The 20,845-nt window shown below is 61.2% G+C and carries 15 protein-coding genes and 3 pseudogenes; 12 read left to right on the top strand and 6 right to left on the bottom strand.

Features of this window, described 5'->3' with window-relative positions; translation table 11 throughout:
• Window positions 1-123: 123 nt before the first annotated feature.
• The 3 genes from ACFQT0_RS07560 to ACFQT0_RS07550 all read left to right on the top strand — a co-directional run bounded on the left by ACFQT0_RS07560 (window position 124) and on the right by ACFQT0_RS07550 (window position 1,262).
• Entirely contained in the window at window positions 124-291 is a 168-nt protein-coding gene (locus ACFQT0_RS07560) for a hypothetical protein (RefSeq protein WP_380201702.1), read from the top strand.
• A 2-nt stretch (window positions 292-293) separates the two neighbouring features.
• Window positions 294-512 (top strand): hypothetical protein, encoded by a 219-nt coding sequence (locus ACFQT0_RS07555; RefSeq protein WP_380201700.1) that lies wholly within the window; start codon window positions 294-296, stop codon window positions 510-512.
• A gap of 186 nt (window positions 513-698) precedes the next feature.
• Window positions 699-1,262 carry a hypothetical protein gene (locus ACFQT0_RS07550; protein WP_380201698.1) on the top strand — a complete coding sequence of 188 codons (564 nt, stop codon included), beginning with the start codon at window positions 699-701 and terminating at the stop codon, window positions 1,260-1,262.
• A 69-nt stretch (window positions 1,263-1,331) separates the two neighbouring features.
• Here ACFQT0_RS07550 and asnS read toward each other — a convergent pair.
• Window positions 1,332-2,725 (bottom strand): annotated as a pseudogene (asnS, locus tag ACFQT0_RS07545) (asparagine--tRNA ligase).
• 211 nt (window positions 2,726-2,936) lie between these two features.
• Between asnS and rpoN the strand changes: the two are divergent.
• From rpoN to ACFQT0_RS31575, 5 genes are all read left to right on the top strand, one after another.
• A complete protein-coding gene (gene rpoN, locus ACFQT0_RS07540) occupies window positions 2,937-4,526 on the top strand; it encodes an RNA polymerase factor sigma-54 (protein WP_380201696.1) in 1,590 nt (529 codons plus the stop codon).
• Window positions 4,527-4,762: 236 nt separating this feature from the next.
• On the top strand, window positions 4,763-5,515 hold the full coding sequence (locus ACFQT0_RS07535) for a PAS domain-containing protein (RefSeq protein WP_380201694.1): 753 nt from the start codon (window positions 4,763-4,765) through the stop codon (window positions 5,513-5,515).
• A complete protein-coding gene (locus ACFQT0_RS07530) occupies window positions 5,515-6,354 on the top strand; it encodes a histidine kinase dimerization/phospho-acceptor domain-containing protein (RefSeq protein WP_380201692.1) in 840 nt (279 codons plus the stop codon). Before ACFQT0_RS07535 ends, ACFQT0_RS07530 begins: the two co-directional genes overlap by 1 nt.
• Window positions 6,245-7,585 carry a response regulator gene (locus tag ACFQT0_RS07525; RefSeq protein WP_380205942.1) on the top strand — a complete coding sequence of 447 codons (1,341 nt, stop codon included), beginning with the start codon at window positions 6,245-6,247 and terminating at the stop codon, window positions 7,583-7,585. The genes ACFQT0_RS07530 and ACFQT0_RS07525 overlap by 110 nt, the downstream gene beginning before the upstream one ends.
• 474 nt (window positions 7,586-8,059) lie before the next feature.
• A complete protein-coding gene (locus tag ACFQT0_RS31575) occupies window positions 8,060-10,189 on the top strand; it encodes a hypothetical protein (protein ID WP_449272046.1) in 2,130 nt (709 codons plus the stop codon).
• An 85-nt stretch (window positions 10,190-10,274) separates the two neighbouring features.
• Here the strand turns inward: ACFQT0_RS31575 and ACFQT0_RS07515 are convergent, their stop codons facing one another.
• The 4 genes and pseudogenes from ACFQT0_RS07515 to proS form a co-directional block, all read right to left on the bottom strand.
• Entirely contained in the window at window positions 10,275-10,706 is a 432-nt protein-coding gene (locus ACFQT0_RS07515; RefSeq protein ID WP_380201690.1) for a CHRD domain-containing protein, read from the bottom strand.
• Between the two features lie 295 nt (window positions 10,707-11,001).
• A pseudogene (floA, locus tag ACFQT0_RS07510) lies at window positions 11,002-12,002 on the bottom strand (flotillin-like protein FloA).
• Window positions 12,003-12,031: 29 nt separating this feature from the next.
• On the bottom strand, window positions 12,032-12,496 hold the full coding sequence (locus ACFQT0_RS07505) for an NfeD family protein (protein WP_380201688.1): 465 nt from the start codon (window positions 12,494-12,496) through the stop codon (window positions 12,032-12,034).
• Between the two features lie 178 nt (window positions 12,497-12,674).
• Window positions 12,675-14,151, bottom strand: a pseudogene (proS, locus tag ACFQT0_RS07500) (proline--tRNA ligase).
• A 272-nt stretch (window positions 14,152-14,423) separates the two neighbouring features.
• Here proS and ACFQT0_RS07495 point away from each other — a divergent pair.
• From ACFQT0_RS07495 to ACFQT0_RS07485, 3 genes are all read left to right on the top strand, one after another.
• Window positions 14,424-14,771 (top strand): hypothetical protein, encoded by a 348-nt coding sequence (locus ACFQT0_RS07495; RefSeq protein WP_380201686.1) that lies wholly within the window; start codon window positions 14,424-14,426, stop codon window positions 14,769-14,771.
• Complete coding sequence (locus tag ACFQT0_RS07490; RefSeq protein WP_380201684.1) at window positions 14,702-15,706, top strand: hypothetical protein; 1,005 nt, start codon at window positions 14,702-14,704, stop codon at window positions 15,704-15,706. Before ACFQT0_RS07495 ends, ACFQT0_RS07490 begins: the two co-directional genes overlap by 70 nt.
• A gap of 79 nt (window positions 15,707-15,785) precedes the next feature.
• A complete protein-coding gene (locus tag ACFQT0_RS07485; protein ID WP_380201682.1) occupies window positions 15,786-17,357 on the top strand; it encodes an OmpP1/FadL family transporter in 1,572 nt (523 codons plus the stop codon).
• A 103-nt stretch (window positions 17,358-17,460) separates the two neighbouring features.
• Here the strand turns inward: ACFQT0_RS07485 and ACFQT0_RS07480 are convergent, their stop codons facing one another.
• Entirely contained in the window at window positions 17,461-18,468 is a 1,008-nt protein-coding gene (locus ACFQT0_RS07480) for a hypothetical protein (protein WP_380201680.1), read from the bottom strand.
• 256 nt (window positions 18,469-18,724) lie between these two features.
• Between ACFQT0_RS07480 and ACFQT0_RS07475 the strand changes: the two genes are divergently transcribed.
• Window positions 18,725-20,812, top strand: coding sequence for a S9 family peptidase (locus ACFQT0_RS07475; protein ID WP_380201678.1), 2,088 nt, complete (start codon window positions 18,725-18,727; stop codon window positions 20,810-20,812).
• The last annotated feature ends 33 nt before the right edge of the window (window positions 20,813-20,845 follow it).

The raw sequence follows: 20,845 nt of genomic DNA, 5'->3' as shown, positions 1-20,845 counted from the left end.
TGCCCGTACTTCTCAAGGACTTCGCAAAACAGCTCAGGACGAGCTTACGTACCGGGCTAAGCAAGTTGGCACCGTACTTGCGCCTGCATTCTTATTATTTTCTCCTCTTGCCAATTCCACCTTATGGAAAAGCTTCCTAAAATACTTTTCGCCGCGATGCTGGGCATGTTTGCCTGGGGCACTCCGGCGGCTGCACAGGCCCAAACCATCAGCAACCTGCCCCCGTGGATGAATAAAAAGGTTGAGACGCCGGCCCCCAGCCCCAGTCTTATCCGACCAACGCCCCGGTAGAAGTGCGGACGGAGGATGGCCGCCGCGTGTATTCCGACGGCCGGACTTATCGGACCAGCGAATACCGCAACGCCGAGTATCGCCGCAAGGGGCATCCGCACGGCATGCCTCCCGGCCAGGCCAAGAAATTGGGCTACCGCGCCAACCCCAGCAACGGCGGCCTGCCTCCCGGGCAAGCCAAGAAGATGGGTGGCCACGGCCACGGCAAAGGCAAGCATTAATTGCCCTGCGCATCCAGCTTTTGAAGCCCCGCCCCTGGCGGGGCTTTTTGTTTGTAGTGCTTTCGTTTCAGAAATCATGCGCAATGCAAGAGCCAAGCGAGTCCCTACCCAGCCGCACAAATTGGCACCGTAGTTGCAATTCCCTCTTTATCGTTTTATCCTCATTTCCCCTTTACCTATCCCATCATGGAAAAGCTTGCTAAACTCTTCTTTGCCTCCGTGTTGGGCATAGTAGCCTGGAGCACTCCCGCGGCCGTGCAGGCCCAAACCCTGCCCCCGTGGATGAACAAAAGAACCGAGACGACTTCTCCCCAGTCCTCGCCCCAGCAATACCCAAATACCCGGCCTGCGGAAACGCGCACCGACGAAAACGGCCGGACCTGGGACGGCGACCGGGCTTACCCTACCAACGGTAACCGCAAGGGCCACCCCCACGGCATGCCTCCCGGCCAGGCTAAAAAAATGAACCGCGGCTATGGCGTCGCCAACAACCGCCGGTATGACGACCGTCGCTACGATGACCGCCGTTACGACAACCGTGGCTACGACGACCGCCGCGACAATCGCGGCTATGATAACCGTCGCTACGACGGCCGCCGCGATGACCGTGGGTACAACGACCGCCGCGACGATGACCGCCGATATGATGACCGTCGCTACGACCACGACGACCACGACGACCACGATAAAGACCATGGCAAGAAGGCTAAGTATAAGTACAAGAAGGACAAAGGCAAAGACCGCGACTAACCAGCGTGGTGAAAACACAAAAAAGGCGGCCCGAATTGGGCCGCCTTTTTTGTTGCTGCTTTTTCCAGATTAGAACGCCGCGTTCTTGGGAAAGCGTGGGAAGGGAATCACGTCGCGGATGTTGGACATGCCGGTCACGAAGAGCACCAGGCGCTCGAAGCCCAGGCCGAAACCGGAGTGTGGCGCGGTCCCAAACTTGCGCAGGTCGAGATACCACCAGAGGTCTTCGGCAGGCACGTGCATTTCGGCCATGCGGGTGGTGAGCTTGGTGAGGTCTTCCTCGCGCTGCGAGCCGCCGATGATTTCGCCAATGCCGGGAAACAGCACGTCCATGGCGCGCACAGTGCGGCCGTCTTCGTCCAGCTTCATGTAGAAGGCTTTGATTTCCTTCGGGTAGTTGGTCAGGATAACCGGCTTCTTGAAGTGCTTCTCCACCAGGTACCGCTCATGCTCGCTCTGCAGGTCGGTGCCCCAGTCCACGGGGAACTCAAATTTCTGCTTCGCCGATTTCAAGATTTCTATCGCCTCGGTGTAGGTCAGGCGCTGGAAGTCGGTTTCAACCACCGAGTTGAGCCGGCTTAGGAGCTCCTTGTCGTACTGCTCGTTGAGGAAGGCCAGGTCGTCGGCGCAATGGTCCAGGGCGTAGCGCACCAGGCTCTTGAGGAAGTCCTCGGCCAGGTCCATGTTGTCTTCCAGCTCGTAGAAGGCCATTTCCGGCTCAATCATCCAGAACTCGGCCAAGTGGCGGGCCGTGTTGGAGTTCTCGGCCCGGAAGGTGGGGCCGAAGGTGTAGACTTTGCCCAGGGCCATGGCGGCAATCTCGCCTTCGAGCCGGCCCGACACGGTGAGGTTGGTTTGCTTGCCGAAGAAGTCCTCGCTGAAGTCCACCGAGCCGTCGGCGGTGCGAGGCGGGTGCTCGGGGGCCAAGGTGGTCACGCGGAACATCTGGCCGGCGCCTTCGGCATCGGAACCGGTGATGATGGGTGTGTGAACGTAGAAAAAGCCGTTTTTGTTGAAATAATCGTGCACGGCAAAGGCCAGTGCGTGGCGCACGCGCAGCACCGCGCCAAAGGTGTTGGTGCGGGGGCGCAGGTGGGCAATCTCGCGCAGGAACTCCAGCGAGTGGCCTTTTTCTGCAACGGGTACTCTTCCGGGTCGGCTTTGCCGATGACGGTGATTTCGAGGGCCTGGATTTCTACCGACTGGCCTTTGCCCTGGGAGGCCACCAGCGTGCCACGCACGGCCAGCGAGGCCCCGGTGGAGACGTCCTTGAGGTTTTCCTCGGGAAACTGCTCAGCGTTGGCCACAATCTGGATGTTGTGGATGGCGGAGCCGTCGTTGAGGGCGATAAATTGCACGTACTTGTTGCCACGGCGGGTGCGAACCCAACCTTTGACGAGAACTTCGCGGTCGAGCTCCTGGCTCGACAGAAGCTGCTGCACGGTGGACCGTTTAAGGGACATAACTTGCGGGGAAGCGGGTGAACGGGCAAAGGTAGACTCGTAGCGCGGACTCTGTAGTCCGCGTCGCGGGCGGAAACCCGAACGACTCCCGAACGGCGCGGGGACGCGGACTACAGAGTCCGCGCTACTGTGCGCCTGTGTTACATCAACTTTTCGGGCCGAATGCTAGTAAAAATGACTGCCGGCCCGCCCTTTTCGTAATTTCGCTTCTATGCAACGCCTCGACCTTAAACAGCTCCTTTCCCAAAAGCTTAGCCCGCAGCAGATTCAGTTTATTAAGCTGCTGCAGATTCCTACGGCCGAGCTGGAAACCCGCATCAAAGAGGAGATGGAGGTGAACCCCGCCCTGGAAGAGGACGAGGCCGACGAGCCCGAGGAAATGGAGCGCGACGAGGACGACAGCGACGACTCCGACGACCCGGATGCCTCGCTCGACAACGACGAAAACACCCTGGACGAGGATTTTGACGACCACGGCGCCGACCAGGAAATGGCCGATGAAATGCCCGAGCCCGAACTTCAGCCCAAGGACGAAGGCCCCGCTGACAGCGAAACTGCGCCCGACAACACCGACCTCGACCTGAGCGACTACCTCAACGACGACGAAATAGCCGGCTACAAGATGCAGGGCGACGGCCCCGGTGAAGAAGAGGAGCGCGACACCCCGCTGGCCGACACCAGCGGCTCGCTGATGGATTCGCTGCTGGACCAGCTCCATTTTGCTGACCTCGATGAGCGCCAGGAGGCCATTGGCCAGCAGCTCATCGGCTCAATTGATGGCGACGGCTACATCCGGCGCGACCTCTCGGCCATTGCCAACGACCTGGCTTTCTCGCAAAACCTGGAAGTGACCGTGCCCGAGATTGAGGCCGTGCTGCGCGTGGTGCAGGGCTTCGACCCGCCCGGCATCGGCGCGCGCGACTTGCCCGAGTGCCTGCTGCTGCAGCTCGAGCGCCGGCCCCAGGACGAGAATACCGTGAACGCTGAGCGCATCCTTACCGAAACGTTCGAGGAGTTCAGCAAGAAGCACTACCCCCGCATTCAGCAGAAGCTGGATTTGGAAGATGACGAGCTGAAAGAGGCCATCAACGTCATTCTGAAGCTGAACCCCAAGCCGGGCGGCAGCGGCCCCAGCGGCCTGGGCAAGACGCAGTACCTGATGCCGGACTTCATCCTGACGAACGACAACGGCGTTTTCAACCTGACCCTGAACGCCCGCAACGCCCCCGAGCTGCGCGTGAGCCCCGCCTACACCGAGATGTTCCGGACCTACGACAAAGCGGCCAAGAAGGACGCCAAGATGAAGGAAGCCGTGACCTTCGTGAAGCAGAAGCTGGACTCAGCCAAGTGGTTTATCGACGCCATCCGGCAGCGCCAGAACACCTTGCTACGCACCATGAACGCCATCGTAGAGCTGCAGCACGACTTCTTTGCCGAGGGCGACGAGGGCAAGCTTCGGCCCATGATTCTGAAGGACATTGCCCAGCGCATCGGCATGGACATCTCGACGGTGAGCCGCGTGGCCAATTCCAAATCCATCCAGACGGAGTTCGGCATTTACCCGCTCAAGTACTTCTTCTCCGAAGGTATTGCCACCGACTCGGGCGAGGACGCCAGCAGCCGCGAGGTGAAAAGCATCCTGAAAGAGCTGATAGGCAAGGAAAGCAAGGAGCGGCCCCTGAGCGACGATAAGCTGGAAAAGATGCTCAACGCCCGGGGCTACAACATTGCCCGCCGCACCGTGGCCAAGTACCGCGAGCAGCTCAATATTCCGGTAGCCCGCCTGCGCAAAGAGCTGTAAGAACAACAAGCTCCCCTCCTCAGTTGAGGAGGGGATGTTCGCGCTTCAGCGCGAACGGGGTGGTTGCCCTCGTTGCACGACACCCGAACGATTCCAGCTCAACTCGTTCTGCCGCCAGTCGTTTGGGTGTCGTTCAACGGCTCAACCACTCCAGTTGCCACTTCGCGGCAACGTCCCCTCCTCAGCTGAGGAGGTGAACTGCGGTTGTGCCTTCTATCAAGCTTCTTTGTGCGGTGATGACTGCTGAATTTCCCACGGACCCTGCTGAGCTACGTGCGCTACTGCTGGCGGAGCGCGACCACTGCGCCCAGGTCGAAGCCGAAGTGGCCAAGCTGCGCGCCGCCAGCCGCATTCCACAGCTCAACCCCAACCCGGTTTTGCGCCTGAGCCGCGAAGGGAAACTGCTGTTTGCCAACCCGGCCGCGGCCCTACTGGCCGACGAGGTGCGCGCAACCGGCCCTTCGCGCATCCGGCCGCAGGTGGTGCAGGCGGCCACGCAGGCCCTGCGCACCGGCGAGGCCCTGGAGCGCGAGGTGCAGGCCAACGGCCGGCATTTTATGCTCTCCGCAGTGCCGGTGGTGGAAGATGGCTCGGCCTTGCTTTACCTCACCGACGTAACTGCCCGCCGCAAGGCCGAGCAGCAAGCCCGCGAGCAGCGCGAGTTTTACGAGACCATCATGGCCCACTTGCCGGCCATCGTGTCGGTGCTCGACCCGGACCAGCGCTACCGCTACCTCAATCCCTACACCGAGCCCGACCCGGCCAAGCGGCAGGCCCTGCTCGGGCTCAACTTTGCCGAGCACTGCCGCGCCCTGGGCCTGCCCGAGGCCCTGGCCGTGCGCCGCCGGCGCTTGTTCGACCGCGCCGTGAGCTCCCGCGAGGTAGTGAGCTGGGAAGAGCGCTGGCCGGCTCCCACCGGCGAGGTTGGCAGCTACTGGCAGTGCTACTACCAGCCCATTTTCTCCCCGAAGGCGACCTGCGCGAAGTGATGTGCTACGGCCTGGAAATCACCACCCAGCGGCAGGCCGAGGCACGCTCCCGCGAAAGCGAAGAGCAGGTACTGGCGCAGCAAACCTTCACCAACCTGGTGCTCGACCTCAACCCCAACCTTATCTGGGTGCGCGACGCCCAGGGCAACACGGTGTTTGAGAATGCCCGGATGAAGGCCGCGCGCGCCAATATTCAGGAGCAGGCGGGCACCGCGACTATGGAGGCCGCCCTGCATGTAGAGGAGCTGAAAGCCGCGGCGCTGGCCGACCAGGAAGTACTGGCCACCGGCCAGCAAATCACTTCCATCACCTCGGTGAAGCTGAAAAACGGCGAAGAGCGCTGGTACCAGACGGTGCGCTGCCCGCTGGTGCTGGCCGGCGGCCAGACGCAGGTGCTAGGGGTGAGCACCGACATTACCGCCCTTAAGGCGGCCCAGCAGGAGGCCGAAGCCTCGGCCTCGGCCCGCGAAAACTTCCTGGCCAACATGAGCCACGAAATCCGCACGCCCCTCAACGGCGTGCTGGGCATGACGAGCCTGCTGGCCAAAACCGGGCTCAACGACCAGCAGCGCAACTACACCGCCGTGATTCAGCACTCGGGCCGCCACCTGCTCAACGTGGTGAACGACGTGCTCGACATGGCCAAAATCACTTCGGGCAAGCTCGAGCCTGGACCAGTCGGCCTTCAACCTGTGCGACTCCATGGGCCGGGCGGCCGAGCCCCTGGTGATGCAGGCGCAGGAAAAAGGCATCCGGGTGGTGGGCACGCTCCTGCGCGATTCCTGCCCGCTGCCCTGGGTGCTGGGCGACTCCTACCGGCTCAACCAGATTTTGATTAACCTGCTGTCGAACGCCATCAAGTTTACCCCGGCCGGCGGCACGGTGTCGGTGGGCGGCTACTTCGTAAGCGAAACCGAGGACACCCTTACCACCGAATTCCGGGTGACGGACTCTGGCATCGGCATTGCGCCCGATAAGCTGGAAAGCATCTTCCAGGAATTCACCCAGGCCTACGCCGACACCACCAGGCAATTCGGCGGCACCGGCCTGGGGCTGAGCATCAGCCGGGCCCTGGTGGCCCAGATGGGCGGGCGCCTCACGGTGCAGAGCCAGCTGGGGCAGGGCAGCTCGTTTTCCTTTGTTACCACGCTGCCCAAGGCCAGCCCCGAGGCCCGGCAGGCCGCCCTGGCGCCCGTGCCGCCGGTGCAGGAAGCGGCCGTGCGCGGCTGCCGTGTGCTGCTGGTGGAAGACAACCCGGTGAACCGCGAAGTAGCCCAACTGCTGCTCGAGGGCCACGGGGTGATAGTGGACGAAGCGGCCAGCGGCCTCGAAGCCCTCGCGCTGTTCATGGACCGCCGCTACGACGTCATCCTGATGGACATCCAGATGCCGGGCATGAACGGGATAGAAGCTACGGAACGCATTCGGGCCCATCCCGATGCGGCCCGGGCCGCCACACCCATCCTGGCCCTCACCGCCAATGCCTTCCGGACCGACGCGGAGAAGTACGCCGCTGCCGGCATGAACGACACCCTGCCCAAGCCCTTCGACGAAGCCGAGCTGCTGAGCAAGCTGGCTTCGCTGATTGCGGGCGTGAATGGGCCGCTGGTTGCCCTGGACCGGCCAGCGCCAATTCCCGCACCTTCGGTTGAGCCATCGCACAAGGCGCCGGTGCCAGCGGAAGCCCTGGCCGGCAAGGAAGCCGCTGCCGTGCCCGGGACCAGCCGGCTTTTCGACCTGACTTTGCTGGACAAGACGGCCCATGGCAAAACGGCCTTTATGAACCGCATCCTGACTTCGTTTCACACCAACACGCCGGGCAGCGTGGCCGACTTGCGCATGGCGCATGCCGCGGCCGACTGGACCGCTGCCGCTGCCGTGGCCCACAAGCTGCGGCCCTCCCTACGCTTGCTTGGCGCCGACAGCTTATCGGAGGCAATAGCCGTGCTCGAAGCTAAGTCCTCGAGCGAACCAGAGCGGCAAACAGCCACGATGCAACTGGCTGTCGGCCTGGAGGAGCTGATGAAAGTCTTGCCCAGAGAAGTTGAGTCGCCTGCCAGCGCGGTCTAATCCGGCAACCGAGTAGTTCTGCTTACACTAAATCCGGAGCGGTGGCGTTGCAACTCAGCGAGAGAACAAGTGAGTTAAAAAATCGTGCCGGAATGCCCGCCGGGGCATTCCGGCAGCTGCTAAGCACCGGGCGCAGCGGGCATCGCTGCCACCCGCATTTGTGCACAGCTAACGGGAGCTTATCGGCCCACATAAACGGCAACATATCTATCTTATTAACTGGCTCAGACTTGGCCCTGCTACAGAGCATTATCCCAGCAAATCTGCGTGATAAAATATTAATAATCAGTTGATAACAAACGAAATAGCTGGACTTATCGGAGGCTTTTCGGAGAAGAAATGCAGCGGCTGGAGTGGCTTGGGAAATAGTTTTTCATTAGGTTAGCTGTGAATAAAGCCGCTTGGGCCTGCACCTGTGCTTACGCTACGGTTCAGGCGTGCCCTTAGGGTTTTACTTTTTCTGCTATTCGTTCTATGATTAAGTCTTTTGTATTGCGCCTCCTGGCTTGCGGGCCACTGGCCCTGTTGCTGCTGGCTGCGCCCACTGCCCAGGCCCAACGCGTGCTGTGGGCGGCCAAGGTGGTGGCCGTGTCGTCGCAGAAATCGGAAGGCAAAGCGCCCTTCTCGCCGGAACAGGTGTTGAGCACGCCCAACGCCCTGCCGCTGGGCCAAATCAGCAACGATGCCTGGATTCCCAAAAAGGAAGGGTCCAACGAATTCATCGAAGTGCGTTTTGCCCGCTCTATTGCCGCCCAGCAGGTGACAATCGTCGAAAACTTCAACCCGGGCTCCATCACCAAAATTGAGCTGGTAGACACCAAAGGCAAGCACCACGAGGTGTACTCCAACGACAACCCCGGCCCGCTGCCAGAAGCCTTCCGCACCCTGGAAGTACGTTTTCCGAAGGCGGAATACCGCACGCTGGGCGTGGTGGTCCGCATGAACACCGGCAAAGTGGAGGGCGTGAACCAGATTGACGCCATCGGCATTGCCGACGTGGCCTCCACGATGGTGAAGCAGGCCTTCGACGCCCCCAAAGGGCCCGATGCGGTGCTGTCGACCCAGTTCGACTCGTCGCTGGTGAACCTGGGCCCGAACGTGAACTCGCGCTACGTAGACACCCACCCGGTAATCTCGCCCGATGGCCGCACGCTGTACTTTGCCCGGCAAAACCACCCCGGCAACGTGGGCGGCGCCCGCGACCCGCAGGACATCTGGATTTCCAAGCTGGTCTCGGGCAAAAACAAAACCTGGAGCCAGGCCAAGAACATGGGCGAGCCCAGCAACACCCCCGAGGACCCCAACGGCCTCGCGGCTGTGTCGGCCAACGGGCAGGTTGCGCTGCTCATCGGCGTGTACGAAGACGGGCTGATGCAGCCCAAGGGCTTCAGCATGAGCCGCCGCACGGCCGTGGGCTGGGCCAAACCGGTGAAGGTGGAAATCGACGACTACTACAACAAAGACCCCGAGCACATCGACGCCTGCTGGGCTACTTCGGGCAAGGCCCTGCTCATGGCCGTGGAGCGCAACGACGGCATCGGCGGCCAGGACATCTACGTGAGCTTCCCAAAACCCGAAACCCTGCCCGAAGGCGTAGCCACCGTGGGGAAGCAAACGCAGTGGACCAAGCCCATCAACCTGGGTCGCAACGTGAATACCTCCGGCTCTGATTTTGCTCCGTTCCTGGCCGCCGACGAAAAGACACTGTATTTCGCCAGCGACGGCCGTGGCGGCTATGGCAAGTCAGACATCTTCTACTGCAAGCGCCTCGACGACACCTGGACCAACTGGAGCACTCCCCGCAACCTGGGCCCGGTGGTGAACTCGCCGGACTTTGACGCTTATTACACCGTTTCGGCCGCCGGCCAGGATGCCTACCTGGTGTCGTCGCGCAACGGTACCGACAACTCCAAAGACATTTTCCGCATCTCGCTGGCCCCGGCCTTCCAGCCCGAAGTAGTGACGCTGGTGACCGGCCGAGTACTCGACGTGAACACCAAGAAGCCCGTGCGGGCCATCATTCACTACGAAAACCTGCTCACGGGTGAAGAAATCGGGGTGGTCGAAACCAACCCCACCGACGGCTCCTACACCATCGTGCTGCCCACCGGCGTACAATACGGCTACCGCGCCGAAGCCAAAGGCTACATCGCTGAGAACGCCAACCTCGACGTGACGGCCAAGGACAAGTACTCCGAACAAAAGGAAGACCTCTACCTGGTGCCCTTCAACGTGGGCCAGACGGTGAAGCTGAACAACATCTTCTTCCAGCAGAGCAAGTACTACCTGAACACCAGGCTCCTACCCGGAACTGGCCCGCCTCATCCGCATCATGAAGGAGTACCCGTCGCTCGAAATCAAGATTTCCGGCCACACCGACAACCAGGGCGACCCCGCCCTGAACCTGAAGTTGAGCCAGGACCGGGTGAACGAGGTGAAGAAATACCTCAGCAGCCATGGCATCAACAGCGGCCGCATCACCACCGAGGGCTTCGGCGGCAGCAAGCCCATCGCCAGCAACGACCAGGAAGAGACGCGCGCCAAGAACCGCCGCGTAGAGTTTACAATTACGAAGAAGTAAACGCCCTTGGGCAGCTCAATTAGAAACAACAAAAAAGCCTGACCTACTTGGTCAGGCTTTTTTGTTAGCCGTGGGCCTATCACAAAGCCGGTGGCTCACTCCTTGGAATTAACGCACTTGGCCACGAATTTCCCCGCCTGGATACGTCGTAGAGTGCACGTTGGTGTATATGTTCCCGGCTTCCATGGCGGCTAGCAAAACCGACAAAGGCTGGCCGGCCAGTGGCCCTTTCAACGAGGTGCTGGTGATGGTACCCTCCGCAATCACGCCTTGGGGGCTAGGTCCGGTACGGCCCACCAAATCAACCACCACGGGCCCGTTGGTGCCACGGGCCCCCAGGTGCAAGTGGCCGAAAAGCACCGTCGATTCGATGTTGGCGACAATGAGTTTATAGGACAGCGACAAGCCGTCCTTGCTGAGTTTGAAAATGGCCTGGCCCGTGGCGTTGGTCATCACGGCCGGCACCTGTTCGTCGCCCCGGAGGTGAGCGGTAAAATTGCGGTTGTCCGATTGAACATCGGCGGCTTGAACACTCGACACCGAAGGCTCAGCCTGTGGCTCAACCGACTCTTTTTGGCAACTGCTTAGCAGGAGCCCGCTCGTTAATAAAGCATAAAGTGAATTTCTCATCGTTCTTGGGTTTAAGGGGTTAGCAGATGATTAACCAACCAGCGTCCGCAAGAACAGTTATGCTCGAATTAGCAAAAGCCAAAATATTATACCTTCAACTATATTTAGCTCAACGGCATGCAACTATCCTGCCTGCACCCATTGGGCCGGTAGGGCCAGCCTGGCCCTACGCTCGTATTGTTCCCCTAAGCCCCAGCAGACGGGGCTAGGACTGCCGGCCTTCTTCCCGGCCCGGCTTGATGCTGCCGCTGCCCCCACCGGGGTTTGCAATGGAATCCCGCATTTCGGTATCGGCCTGCACGTTGCGCATTTTGTAGTAGTCCATCACGCCCAGGTTGCCGCTTCGGAAAGCTTCGGCAATGGCTTTGGGAATTTCGGCTTCGGCTTCCACCACGCGGGCTTTGGCTTCCTGGGTTTTGGCGCGGTTTTCCTGCTCCACGGCCACGGCCATGGCGCGGCGCTCCTCGGCCCGGGCCTCAGCCACGCGCAGGTCGGCCGCGGCCTGGTCCATTTGCAGCTTGGCGCCGATGTTCTCTCCGATGTCGACGTCGGCGATGTCGATGGACAGGATTTCGAAGGCCGTGCCTGCATCCAGGCCTTTCGACAAGACCAGTTTGGAAATCTTATCGGGGTTTTCCAGCACCTCCTTGTGCGACTTCGACGAGCCGATGCTGGTTACGATGCCCTCGCCTACCCGGGCCAGGATGGTTTCTTCGCCGGCGCCGCCCACGAGTTGAGCTATGTTGGCGCGCACCGTAACCCGGGCAATGACGATGAGCTGGATGCCATCCTGCGATACCGCCGCCACGTTGGGCGTGTTTATCACCTTGGGGTTGACGCTGGTGGTCACGGCCTCAAACACGTTGCGGCCGGCCAGGTCGATGGCCGTGGCCTGTTTGAAGGTCAGCGGGATGTTGGCCTTATCGGCCGAAATCAGGGCTTTGATGACGCTGGGCACATTGCCGCCGGCCAGATAGTGCGTTTCGAGGTCATTGGCGGTCAGCTGCAGGCCCGCCTTGGTCGAGGTTATCATCGAATTGACGATGAGTGACGGCGGCACTTTTCGCACCCGCATAAAGGCGAGTTGCATGAGACTAACCCGCACCCCGGAAAAGAGCGCCGTTACCCAGAGGCTAACCGGAAAAAATACAGAAACACCAGCAGCACCAGGGCCGCTATTGCTAAAGGAAATAAGGGGAAATTCATAGCGTAAGGTTACGCAGAATTTCACTCCGCTACGCGGCCGCTACCACAATCCGGTTGTGCTCAATTATCAAGACGCGCACCTGGGTGCCGGAAGCCACAAACTCACCGCGCGTGACTACTTCCCGCCGCTCGGTGCCAAACAATACTGTGCCCGCCGGCCGCAGCGCCGAGAGGGTGTGGCCTACGGTGCCGGGCGCCACATCGGGCCGCCGCACATCGTCAACTGACGCATTGTTGACGCTGGTGAGGGCCACCCGCGCGAGGTTTTTGGGCCGCAGCCCCACGTACACTATTAGCCCGGCCAGCAGCACCACTCCCACCAGGGCGTAGTGGCCCAACGGCGTCCCAAGGTCGCGGTAGCCCATCCAAACCCCTACCACCAGGAGCGCAAAACCCACCACGCCCACAATGGTAGTACCGGGAATAAAAATGACTTCGGCCGCGACAAACAGCAGGCCGAACAACAGCAGCATCGCAATGGTGAGCCAGGGCATAGTCAGAAATTGAAGGAATAGTAATGAAATATAGCCAAAAAGACCGTCATGCTGAGCGGAGTCGAAGCATCTCGCGTGCAGTCACTAATCCTTGCGATTGGTTTACTACCCCACGCGAGATGCTTCGACTCCGCTCAGCATGACGGTCTTTTCTTTTGCCTGTGTTGGCAACCAGCTATTAATACGCCCGAGCGAAATAAGCACGGCGGACACTGGGCTTGCCCGTCACCATGCACACGCCGTCTTCGTCCGGCTCGTTGAGGGCCAGGCAGCGCACGGTGGCTTTGGTTTCGTCCTTGATGCGCTCCTCGGTTTCGGAAGTGCCGTCGTAGTGGGCCAGCACAAAGCCGGCTTCGTTGTCGAGCACGCGCTTAAACTCGTCGTAGCTGTCGACGCGGGTGGTGTGGGTTTCGCGGAATTTCTTGGCCTTCGCGTAGATATTGAGCTGAATATCATTGAGCAGCTGGTCGACGCTGGCCACGATGTCGGCCAGGGGCAGACTCATCTTCTCCTTGGTGTCGCGGCGGGCCACTTCCACGGTACCATTGTCCAGGTCGCGGGCGCCAATGGCCAGGCGCACGGGCACGCCCTTCATCTCCCACTCGGCAAACTTGAAGCCGGGGCGCTCGGTGTCGCGGCTGTCTACTTTCACGGCAATGCCGCGGGCAATGAGACCCTGCTGAATGGGCCGGATGCGCTCGAGCAGCGCGTCGAGCCTCGCCGGTCTTGTAAATCGGCACGATGACCACCTGAATCGGGGCCAGCTTGGGCGGCAGCACCAGGCCTTCGTCGTCGGAGTGGGCCATCACGAGGGCGCCCATCAGGCGGGTGCTCACGCCCCGGCCTGGTGCCCCACACGTGCTCCAGGCCGCCTTCTTTGGTGGCGTAGGTCACGTCGAAGGCCTTGGCGAAGTTCTGGCCCAGGAAGTGGCTGGTGCCGGCTTGCAGCGCCTTGCCGTCCTGCATCAGTGCCTCGATGCAATAGGTATCCTCGGCACCGGCAAACCGCTCGTTGGGGGTTTTCACGCCCTTTACTACCGGTAGGGCCATGTGCTCCTCGGCAAACTCGGCGTACACGTCGAGCATCTGGCGGGTTTCGGCTACGGCTTCTTCGGCGGTGGCGTGGGCCGTGTGGCCCTCCTGCCACAGGAACTCGGCGGTGCGCAAAAACAGGCGGGTGCGCATTTCCCAGCGCACCACGTTGGCCCACTGGTTGATGAGCAAGGGCAGGTCGCGGTAGCTCTGCACCCAGTTTTTGTAGGTGCTCCAGATGATGGCCTCCGAGGTGGGGCGCACCACCAGTTCTTCCTCCAGCTTGGCGGCGGGGTCTACGCGCAGCTTGCCGGGGTTGTCGGGGTCGGTCTGGAGGCGGTAGTGGGTTACCACGGCGCATTCCTTGGCAAAGCCTTCGGCGTTTTTTCTTCGGCCTCAAACAGGCTTTTCGGGATGAAGATGGGGAAGTAGGCGTTTTCGTGGCCCGTGCGCTTGAACATATCGTCCAGCTGGCGCTGCATTTTTTCCCAGATGGCGTAGCCGTAGGGCTTGATGACCATGCAGCCCCGCACAGCCGAGTTTTCGGCCAGGCCGGCGCGCTTCACTAACTCGTTGTACCAAAGCGAATAATCTTCTTGGCGGGTAGGCAACTTTTTGCTCATAGGAGGCATCTTATATTTAATTGAAAAAGCTCCTGTTTTTGGTACAAGATTTGACCACTTTAAGAGGCACCGTTTCGGGGTCAAATTACGTTACTAAAGAGCGGACCTTGTACGATTGACTATTCGGCTCCTTCGCCGCCCCCGGGTGGCGACTCTAACTTTACCCTGGCTTTCTGCTTATTAAACCGGCGCTGAGTATTAGTCCTTTCTCCTGCTTGTCTCGTTTGCGTCGTTACTTTGACAGTAAGCCTCCCACTCTTCACTTTTCAGTCATGAAAAACCTGCTCACCGCTTTTTTGCCCGCCTTGGCCTTGCTCGCGTTGGGCGGCTGTGCGAGTACCTCGGGCCTCGCTACGTCGGAAGATGACGGGGTTTACTATTCTTCTAAAGACCACACCACGGCCGTAGTGCGCGCGGCGCCAGCCCAGGAAACGGCGGCCGCCAGCACCGACGAAGCCGCCAACCCCGATTACAACGGCAACACGGCCAACAAGCCTCGCGCCGCGGCAATACCGGCTCCGACCAGTACTACGACAACTCGTACACCTACATGCAGGGCCTGCCGGGCTACGGCCCCGGCGTTACCTACTACGTGCCCTACTCGCCTTATACCAGTCTGAGCTACGACCCGTTTTACAGTCCTTTCTATAGCCCCTTTTACGGGTCCAGCGTGAGCATCAGCCTGGGCTTTGGGCGGCCGTGGGGCTATGGCGGTTTTTATGGCCGGCCTTATGGGTACAGCTCTTTCTACGACCCCTTCTATTACAGCAGCCCGTTTTATGGGGGCTACTACGGCCGGGGCGGCTACTACGGCAACCGCTACTATGGCAACAGCTATTACGGCAGCAACTTTGGCTATGGCACCCGCTCTTCGGGCAACGAGAACGTGCGCGTAAACCGCACCTACGGCCACCTCAACCGGCGTGACTCAGATGGGCGCTACACTTCGGGCAGCACCACCGGCAACCCGAACGGCGGCAACATCAGCGGCCGGCCCAACACGGGCCGGGCCAGGACTGATGACCAGATGGCCCCATCTACTCCCCTGCCCGACGGCGCCCGTCCCACCAACAACGATGGCCGCTTACGGTCCGAATCGGTTACGGGAAACACGGCGGACAACCCCGCAGGCCGTTCGGAAGGCTACAACCGGCCCCGCCGCCAGCAGCGCGCCGATGAGCCCGTGTACCGCGACATGAGCCAGCCCACCGAGGCCGGCCGGGTAACAACCGAAGACAACCGGGGCCGGGTGCGTGAGAATACCGCGCCCGAGCCACAAGCTGCTCCGCAGGAAGTGCAGCGCCGCCGCGGCGGTTGGTTTAGCGTGCCGGCCCAGCCCAGCAACGCCGGCAGCCAAAGCACCGAGCAGCCGCAGCCGGTTCGCCAGCGTGCTTATGACCAGCCCCGCCAACAGCGCCAGGAGCGCACCTACGAGCAGCCCCGGCAGCAGTCGTATGAGCAGCCCCAGCGTTCGAGCCAGCCTTCCTATTCTGCTCCCGCTGCGGCCCCGTCTAATAACAGCGGTGGCAGCCGCGGCCGCAGCCGGGCCGACTAAGTCCTGAGCCAACGATTTCTGCAAAAACTTCCCCAAGCGAGCCGGCCCATCGGCCGGCTCCCTTTCTCCCACCCCTCCCATGAAAAAACGGATAATTTGGCTTAGCCTGGCCCTCGTAGCCGGGCAGGCAGGCCACGCCTTTGCCCAAGGCCCCAGCGACGCGCTACGCTATTCCCGCCTGCAATTCGGTGGGCCAGCCCGCACCCTGGGCATTGCCGGGGCCAACGTAGCCCTGGGCGCCGACTTCGGCAACCTCACCAGCAACCCCGCGGGCCTGGGCATGTACCAGAAATCGGAGCTGCACTTTACGCCGGGCGTCGGCTTTGGGCAAAGCACCACCCGCATCGAAGGCAACGGCACAGCTGGGAAGGAAGCCACCAAAAACAGCTTGCACGTGGCCAGCGGCGGACTGGTGCTCACTTCCCGCCGGCCCGACGACGACCAAACCACCAACTGGCGCGGCGGGGCCTTTGCGCTGGGCTTTACCCGGCAGGCCGATTTCAACGTGGCCACCAGCTACCAGGGCACGGTAACTAATAACAACTCGTTTTTGTCGCGCCTGCGGCCCCAGACCGGGGCGCGCGGCCAGGACTTCTTCAACAGCCTGGACGACCAGGTGAACGAGAACAACTACACCACTAACCTGGGCCTGGCCTACGGCGCTTATCTGGCCAACATCGTGCGGGCCCGCACCGGCAACCGCGCCGACTCGGCCGTGGTGCTCCGCCAGCAGGGCAGCGTGCTCAACCAGGGCGAAACGGTGACGAACTCGGGCTCCCAGTCGCAGTTTGACCTGGGCTACGGCGCCAATTACCGCGACAAGCTGTACATCGGCGGCGCGCTGGGCATTGTTAGCTCCACGTTCACTGAAACACGCATTCTGACCGAGGCTGACACCGACGTCAACACGCACTTCATCAGCCTGCGCAGCCGCAGCGAGCAGAAAACGAGGGGCACGGGCATCAACGCCCGGCTGGGCCTGATTTACCGCGCCAGCGACAAAGTGCGGGTGGGCGCTTCGGTGCAGACGCCCACGTTTATGCGGCTCACCGACACCTTCAACGAAAACCTGACGTCCAATTTCAGCGGCCAGGGCACCGACCGGGTACCCAGCGACCTGCCCGTGGGCGAAACCACGGTGGCTTTCCCAACCAACGACTACGCCTACACGCTCACAACGCCCTTCCGGGCCAACGGTGGCGCGGCCCTGACCTTCGGCAAGTACGGCTTTGTGACCGGCGACGTGGAGTATGTGAGCTACGGCAAGGCCCGGCTCAACAACGACGCGCAGGACGCCAACGGCGACGACTACGATTTCAGCCAGGAAAACAGTGACATCCAGTCCCGCTACCAAAGCGCGGTCAACCTGCGCCTCGGCGCCGAAGGCCGCTTCGATATATTCCGGGTGCGGTTGGGCTACGCCCGCTACGGCGACCCCTACAAGGCCGACACCAACAACGAGCGGGCCCAGAACTTTTACACCGGCGGCGTGGGCCTGCGCCAGGGCAATTTCTTCATCGACGCCGCTGCGGTGTACACTTCGGCCGACCAGCTCTACACCCCCTACAGCCTCAGCAACGACCTGCAACCCGTAATAAAGACGGATGCCAACCGCTTCACGACCAGCGTGACAGCCGGCATCACTTTCTAAAGTTACCAAGCCGCTCGGCGGCTTTCCAACAACAAAGAAGGCTGCTCCACTACGGAGCAGCCTTCTTTGTTTAATTGCCATACTGTAGCGGAAGCTCGGCGGCTTATTTCTGCACTTTGATGCTGCAGTTGAGCCGCGGCGACGTCCCGGGCACCAAGTCAGACACCAGCAGCAGGCCGTAATAGCCGTTGGCGGTGCGAAAAGCGACCACATTGCCTCTGGCCAGCACCCCGGTCGACAAGCTGTCGCGGGTGGCAGCCGTGCCCACCGCAAATGCCGAGGCAAAGCTGCCGGTGGTGCGGGCGTTGCCAAATTCGGTAGCGGTGAGGCGGGTATTCAGCAGGCGGGTTCGCCGTCGATTGGCCACGGGCCAACTGGACGGCGCCAGCTTCCTGCTCAGGCTATCCGCCGCCGTGGCATCCAGCCGGATGGTGGTGCCCGCGCGGTTCGCCACGCACACCAGGTCAATCAACTGCTGGTTGGCCTGCACCGAGGCTTCGTTATTGCGCACCGCATACTTGGGCAAGAGCAACCCATCGCGCAAGCTCAGAAACACGCGGGCGCGGTCGTGGAGCACCGACGCGGCCAGGGGCGAGCCCGGGACCGGGCGAATGACCGTGGTGTAGTTATGGAAAACCGCGGCTGAGTCGGCCTTGCGCACCGTGAGGCGATACGCCCGCGAGGCGCTTCCGTCGGCAGCGTCGATGGCGGTGTATTGCCAGCGTTCGGCACCCGAAGTGGAGCGGGCCGAAAACTGATTCTCAAACAAATACTCGCTTTCCTGAGCTGCAGCAGTGGGCTTGATGAGCGAATCGAGGTAAACGATTTCCTGCGGGCCGGGGGCGTTGTTGGGGTTAAAGCCCGAGATGGGCACCGGATACAGAACGGGGCTAGGACCGGGCTCGTACCGTACCGTGATGCGCAGGCGCTTGAGCAGATTGTCCTTGGCCACGGCGTAGGCCTTCGTCGAGAGGGTGTCGTTGGCGTTCACTACGCGGCTGCCCGAGGTGAGCGTAGTGTTGCCGATGAAGTCGAGCCGGACGGGTTGGGCTGGTTTGGAACAGGCGCCCAGCAGCACGGGCAGCAAAAACAGAAGGAGGCGAAAGCGCATAGTACAAAGGTAGCCGGGCCCACCTGCTGCGATGGTGCTGCCAGTGGCTATTACCTTTAACGTTCAGTTTCCTCCCTTATTTCGCTCACGCTCTTTTCGTGTTTATGCGTTTTCGCTTTTTTGCGCTGGCTTTGCTGCTGGCGGCCAATGGACCGGCCTTGCTGCCGGGCCTCACTCAACTTCCGTTCAGGCCCAGCAAAAGCTGCCGCTGACCCTGGAAGACATCTGGGCCAAGCCCACGTTTCGCGCGGCTTCGGTGCCGGGCTTCAATTGGATGAAGGACGGCCGCTACTACTCGGCCCTGGAAGGCGGCAGCCTCGTGCAGCACGAAGTGACCACCGGCAAAGCCGTGCAAACGCTGGTAGAGTCGGCCGACCTCAAGCTGGCCGGTGCCGACAAGCCGCTCAACGTGGACGGCTACTCCTTCAATGCCAACGAGCAGAAAATCCTGTTCACCACCGAGACCGAGCCCATCTACCGGCACAGCGCGCGCTCCACGTACTACGTGTTTGACCGCGGCACCAAGAAGCTGACGCCCCTGAGCGCCGGCGGCAAGCAAGGCTACGCCACGTTCTCCCCGGATGGCCAGCGCGTGGCCTTCACCCGCGACAACAACGTGTTTGTGACCGATCTGGCCACCATGAAGGAAACCGCCGTGACCACCAACGGCGTGAAAAACAACCTCATCAACGGCTCAACTGATTGGGTGTACGAGGAGGAGTTCGGCTTTGCCCAGGGCTTCTTCTGGTCGCCCGACAGCAAGCAGCTTGCTTTCTATACTTTCGACGAAAGCCAGGTACCCGAGTACGACATGCAGGAATGGGGTGGCCTCTACCCCAAGGAAAACCGCTTCAAGTACCCCAAAGCCGGCGAGAAAAACTCGGTGGTGAGCCTGTCGACCTACGACGTGGCCAGCGCCCGCACCGTGAAGATGGACGTGGGCCCCGAGCCCAACCAGTACATCCCGCGCGTGCAGTGGACCACCGCGCCCAACACCCTCAGCATCCAGCGCCTGAACCGCCTGCAGAACAAGCTCGAGATTCTGCACGCCGACGCTGGCACCGGCAAAACCAAAGTGGTGCTGACCGACACCAACCCGGCCTACGTGGAAATCAACGACGATTTGAAGTACCTGGCCGGCGGCAAGCAGTTTGTCTTCACCAGCGAAAAGGACGGCTACCAGCACCTCTACCTGCACGACATGAACGGCAAGCAGGTGCGCCAGCTCACCAAGGGCCCGTGGGAAATCAGCCAGATAAACGGCTTCGACCCCAAGACCGGCTTCGTGTACTACACCAGCACCGAAGGCTCGGCCCTGCAGCGCCACCTGTACCGCGTCAACCTCAAAGGCTCGGGCAAGAAACGCATCAGCGAGGCCGGCAACGGCACCGACGTGGTGAACATGAGCCCCGACACCAAGTACTTCCTCAATACGCATTCATCGGCGGGCGTGCCCACCGTGGTGAGCCTGCGCGAAGGCGCCAGCGGCAAGCTGGTGAAAACCCTGGAAGACAACGCCAAGCTGCGCCAGACCCTGACGCAGTACGACCTGGGCAAGTTGGAGTTCCTCACCATCAAGACGTCCGAAGGCGTGGACCTGAACGCCTGGATGATTAAGCCCAGCAACTTCGACCCCAACAAAAAGTACCCCGTGATGATGCACGTGTACGGCGGCCCCAGCTTCGGCAGCGGCAGCACCCAGACCGTGCTTGACAATGCTGGCGGTGGCACGGCCTTCCCCAACTACCTCTGGCACCAGATGCTGGCCCAACAAGGCTACATCGTGGTATCGGTAGAAAACCGCGGCACCTCGGGCCGGGGTTCGGCCTTCCGCAAGGCCACCTACGCCAACCTAGGCAAGCTCGAAACCATCGACCAGGGCGAAGGCGCCAAGTACCTGGCCACCCTTCCCTACGTGGATAAGTCGCGCATCGGCATCTGGGGCTGGAGCTACGGCGGCTACATGACCTCGCTGGCCATGACCAAAAACGCCGACCTGTTTAAGATGGGCATCGCCGTAGCCCCCGTTACCAACTGGCGCTACTACGACACCGTGTACACCGAGCGCTACCTCAAAACACCCCAGGAAAACCCCGCCGGCTACGATGAGAACTCGCCCGTGCAGTTTGCCCAAAACCTGAAAGGCAAGTTCCTGCTCGTGCACGGCACCGGCGACGACAACGTGCACTTCCAGAATTCTATCGCCTTCGTCGATGCCCTCATCAAAGCCAACAAGGACTACCAGACGCTGTACTACCCCAACCGCAACCACGGAATTTCGGGCGGCAACACGCGCCTGCACCTCTACCGCCAGATGACCAACTTCGTGACCCAGAATCTGTAGGAAGTAGCTCAATTTAGCTCCATAGGCCGTCAT

The organism is Hymenobacter humi (assembly GCF_042665855.1).
GTDB lineage: Bacteria > Bacteroidota > Bacteroidia > Cytophagales > Hymenobacteraceae > Hymenobacter > Hymenobacter humi.
The sequence above is the reverse complement of the archived record's forward strand: the minus strand, read 5'-3'. Positions and strand labels throughout refer to the sequence as shown.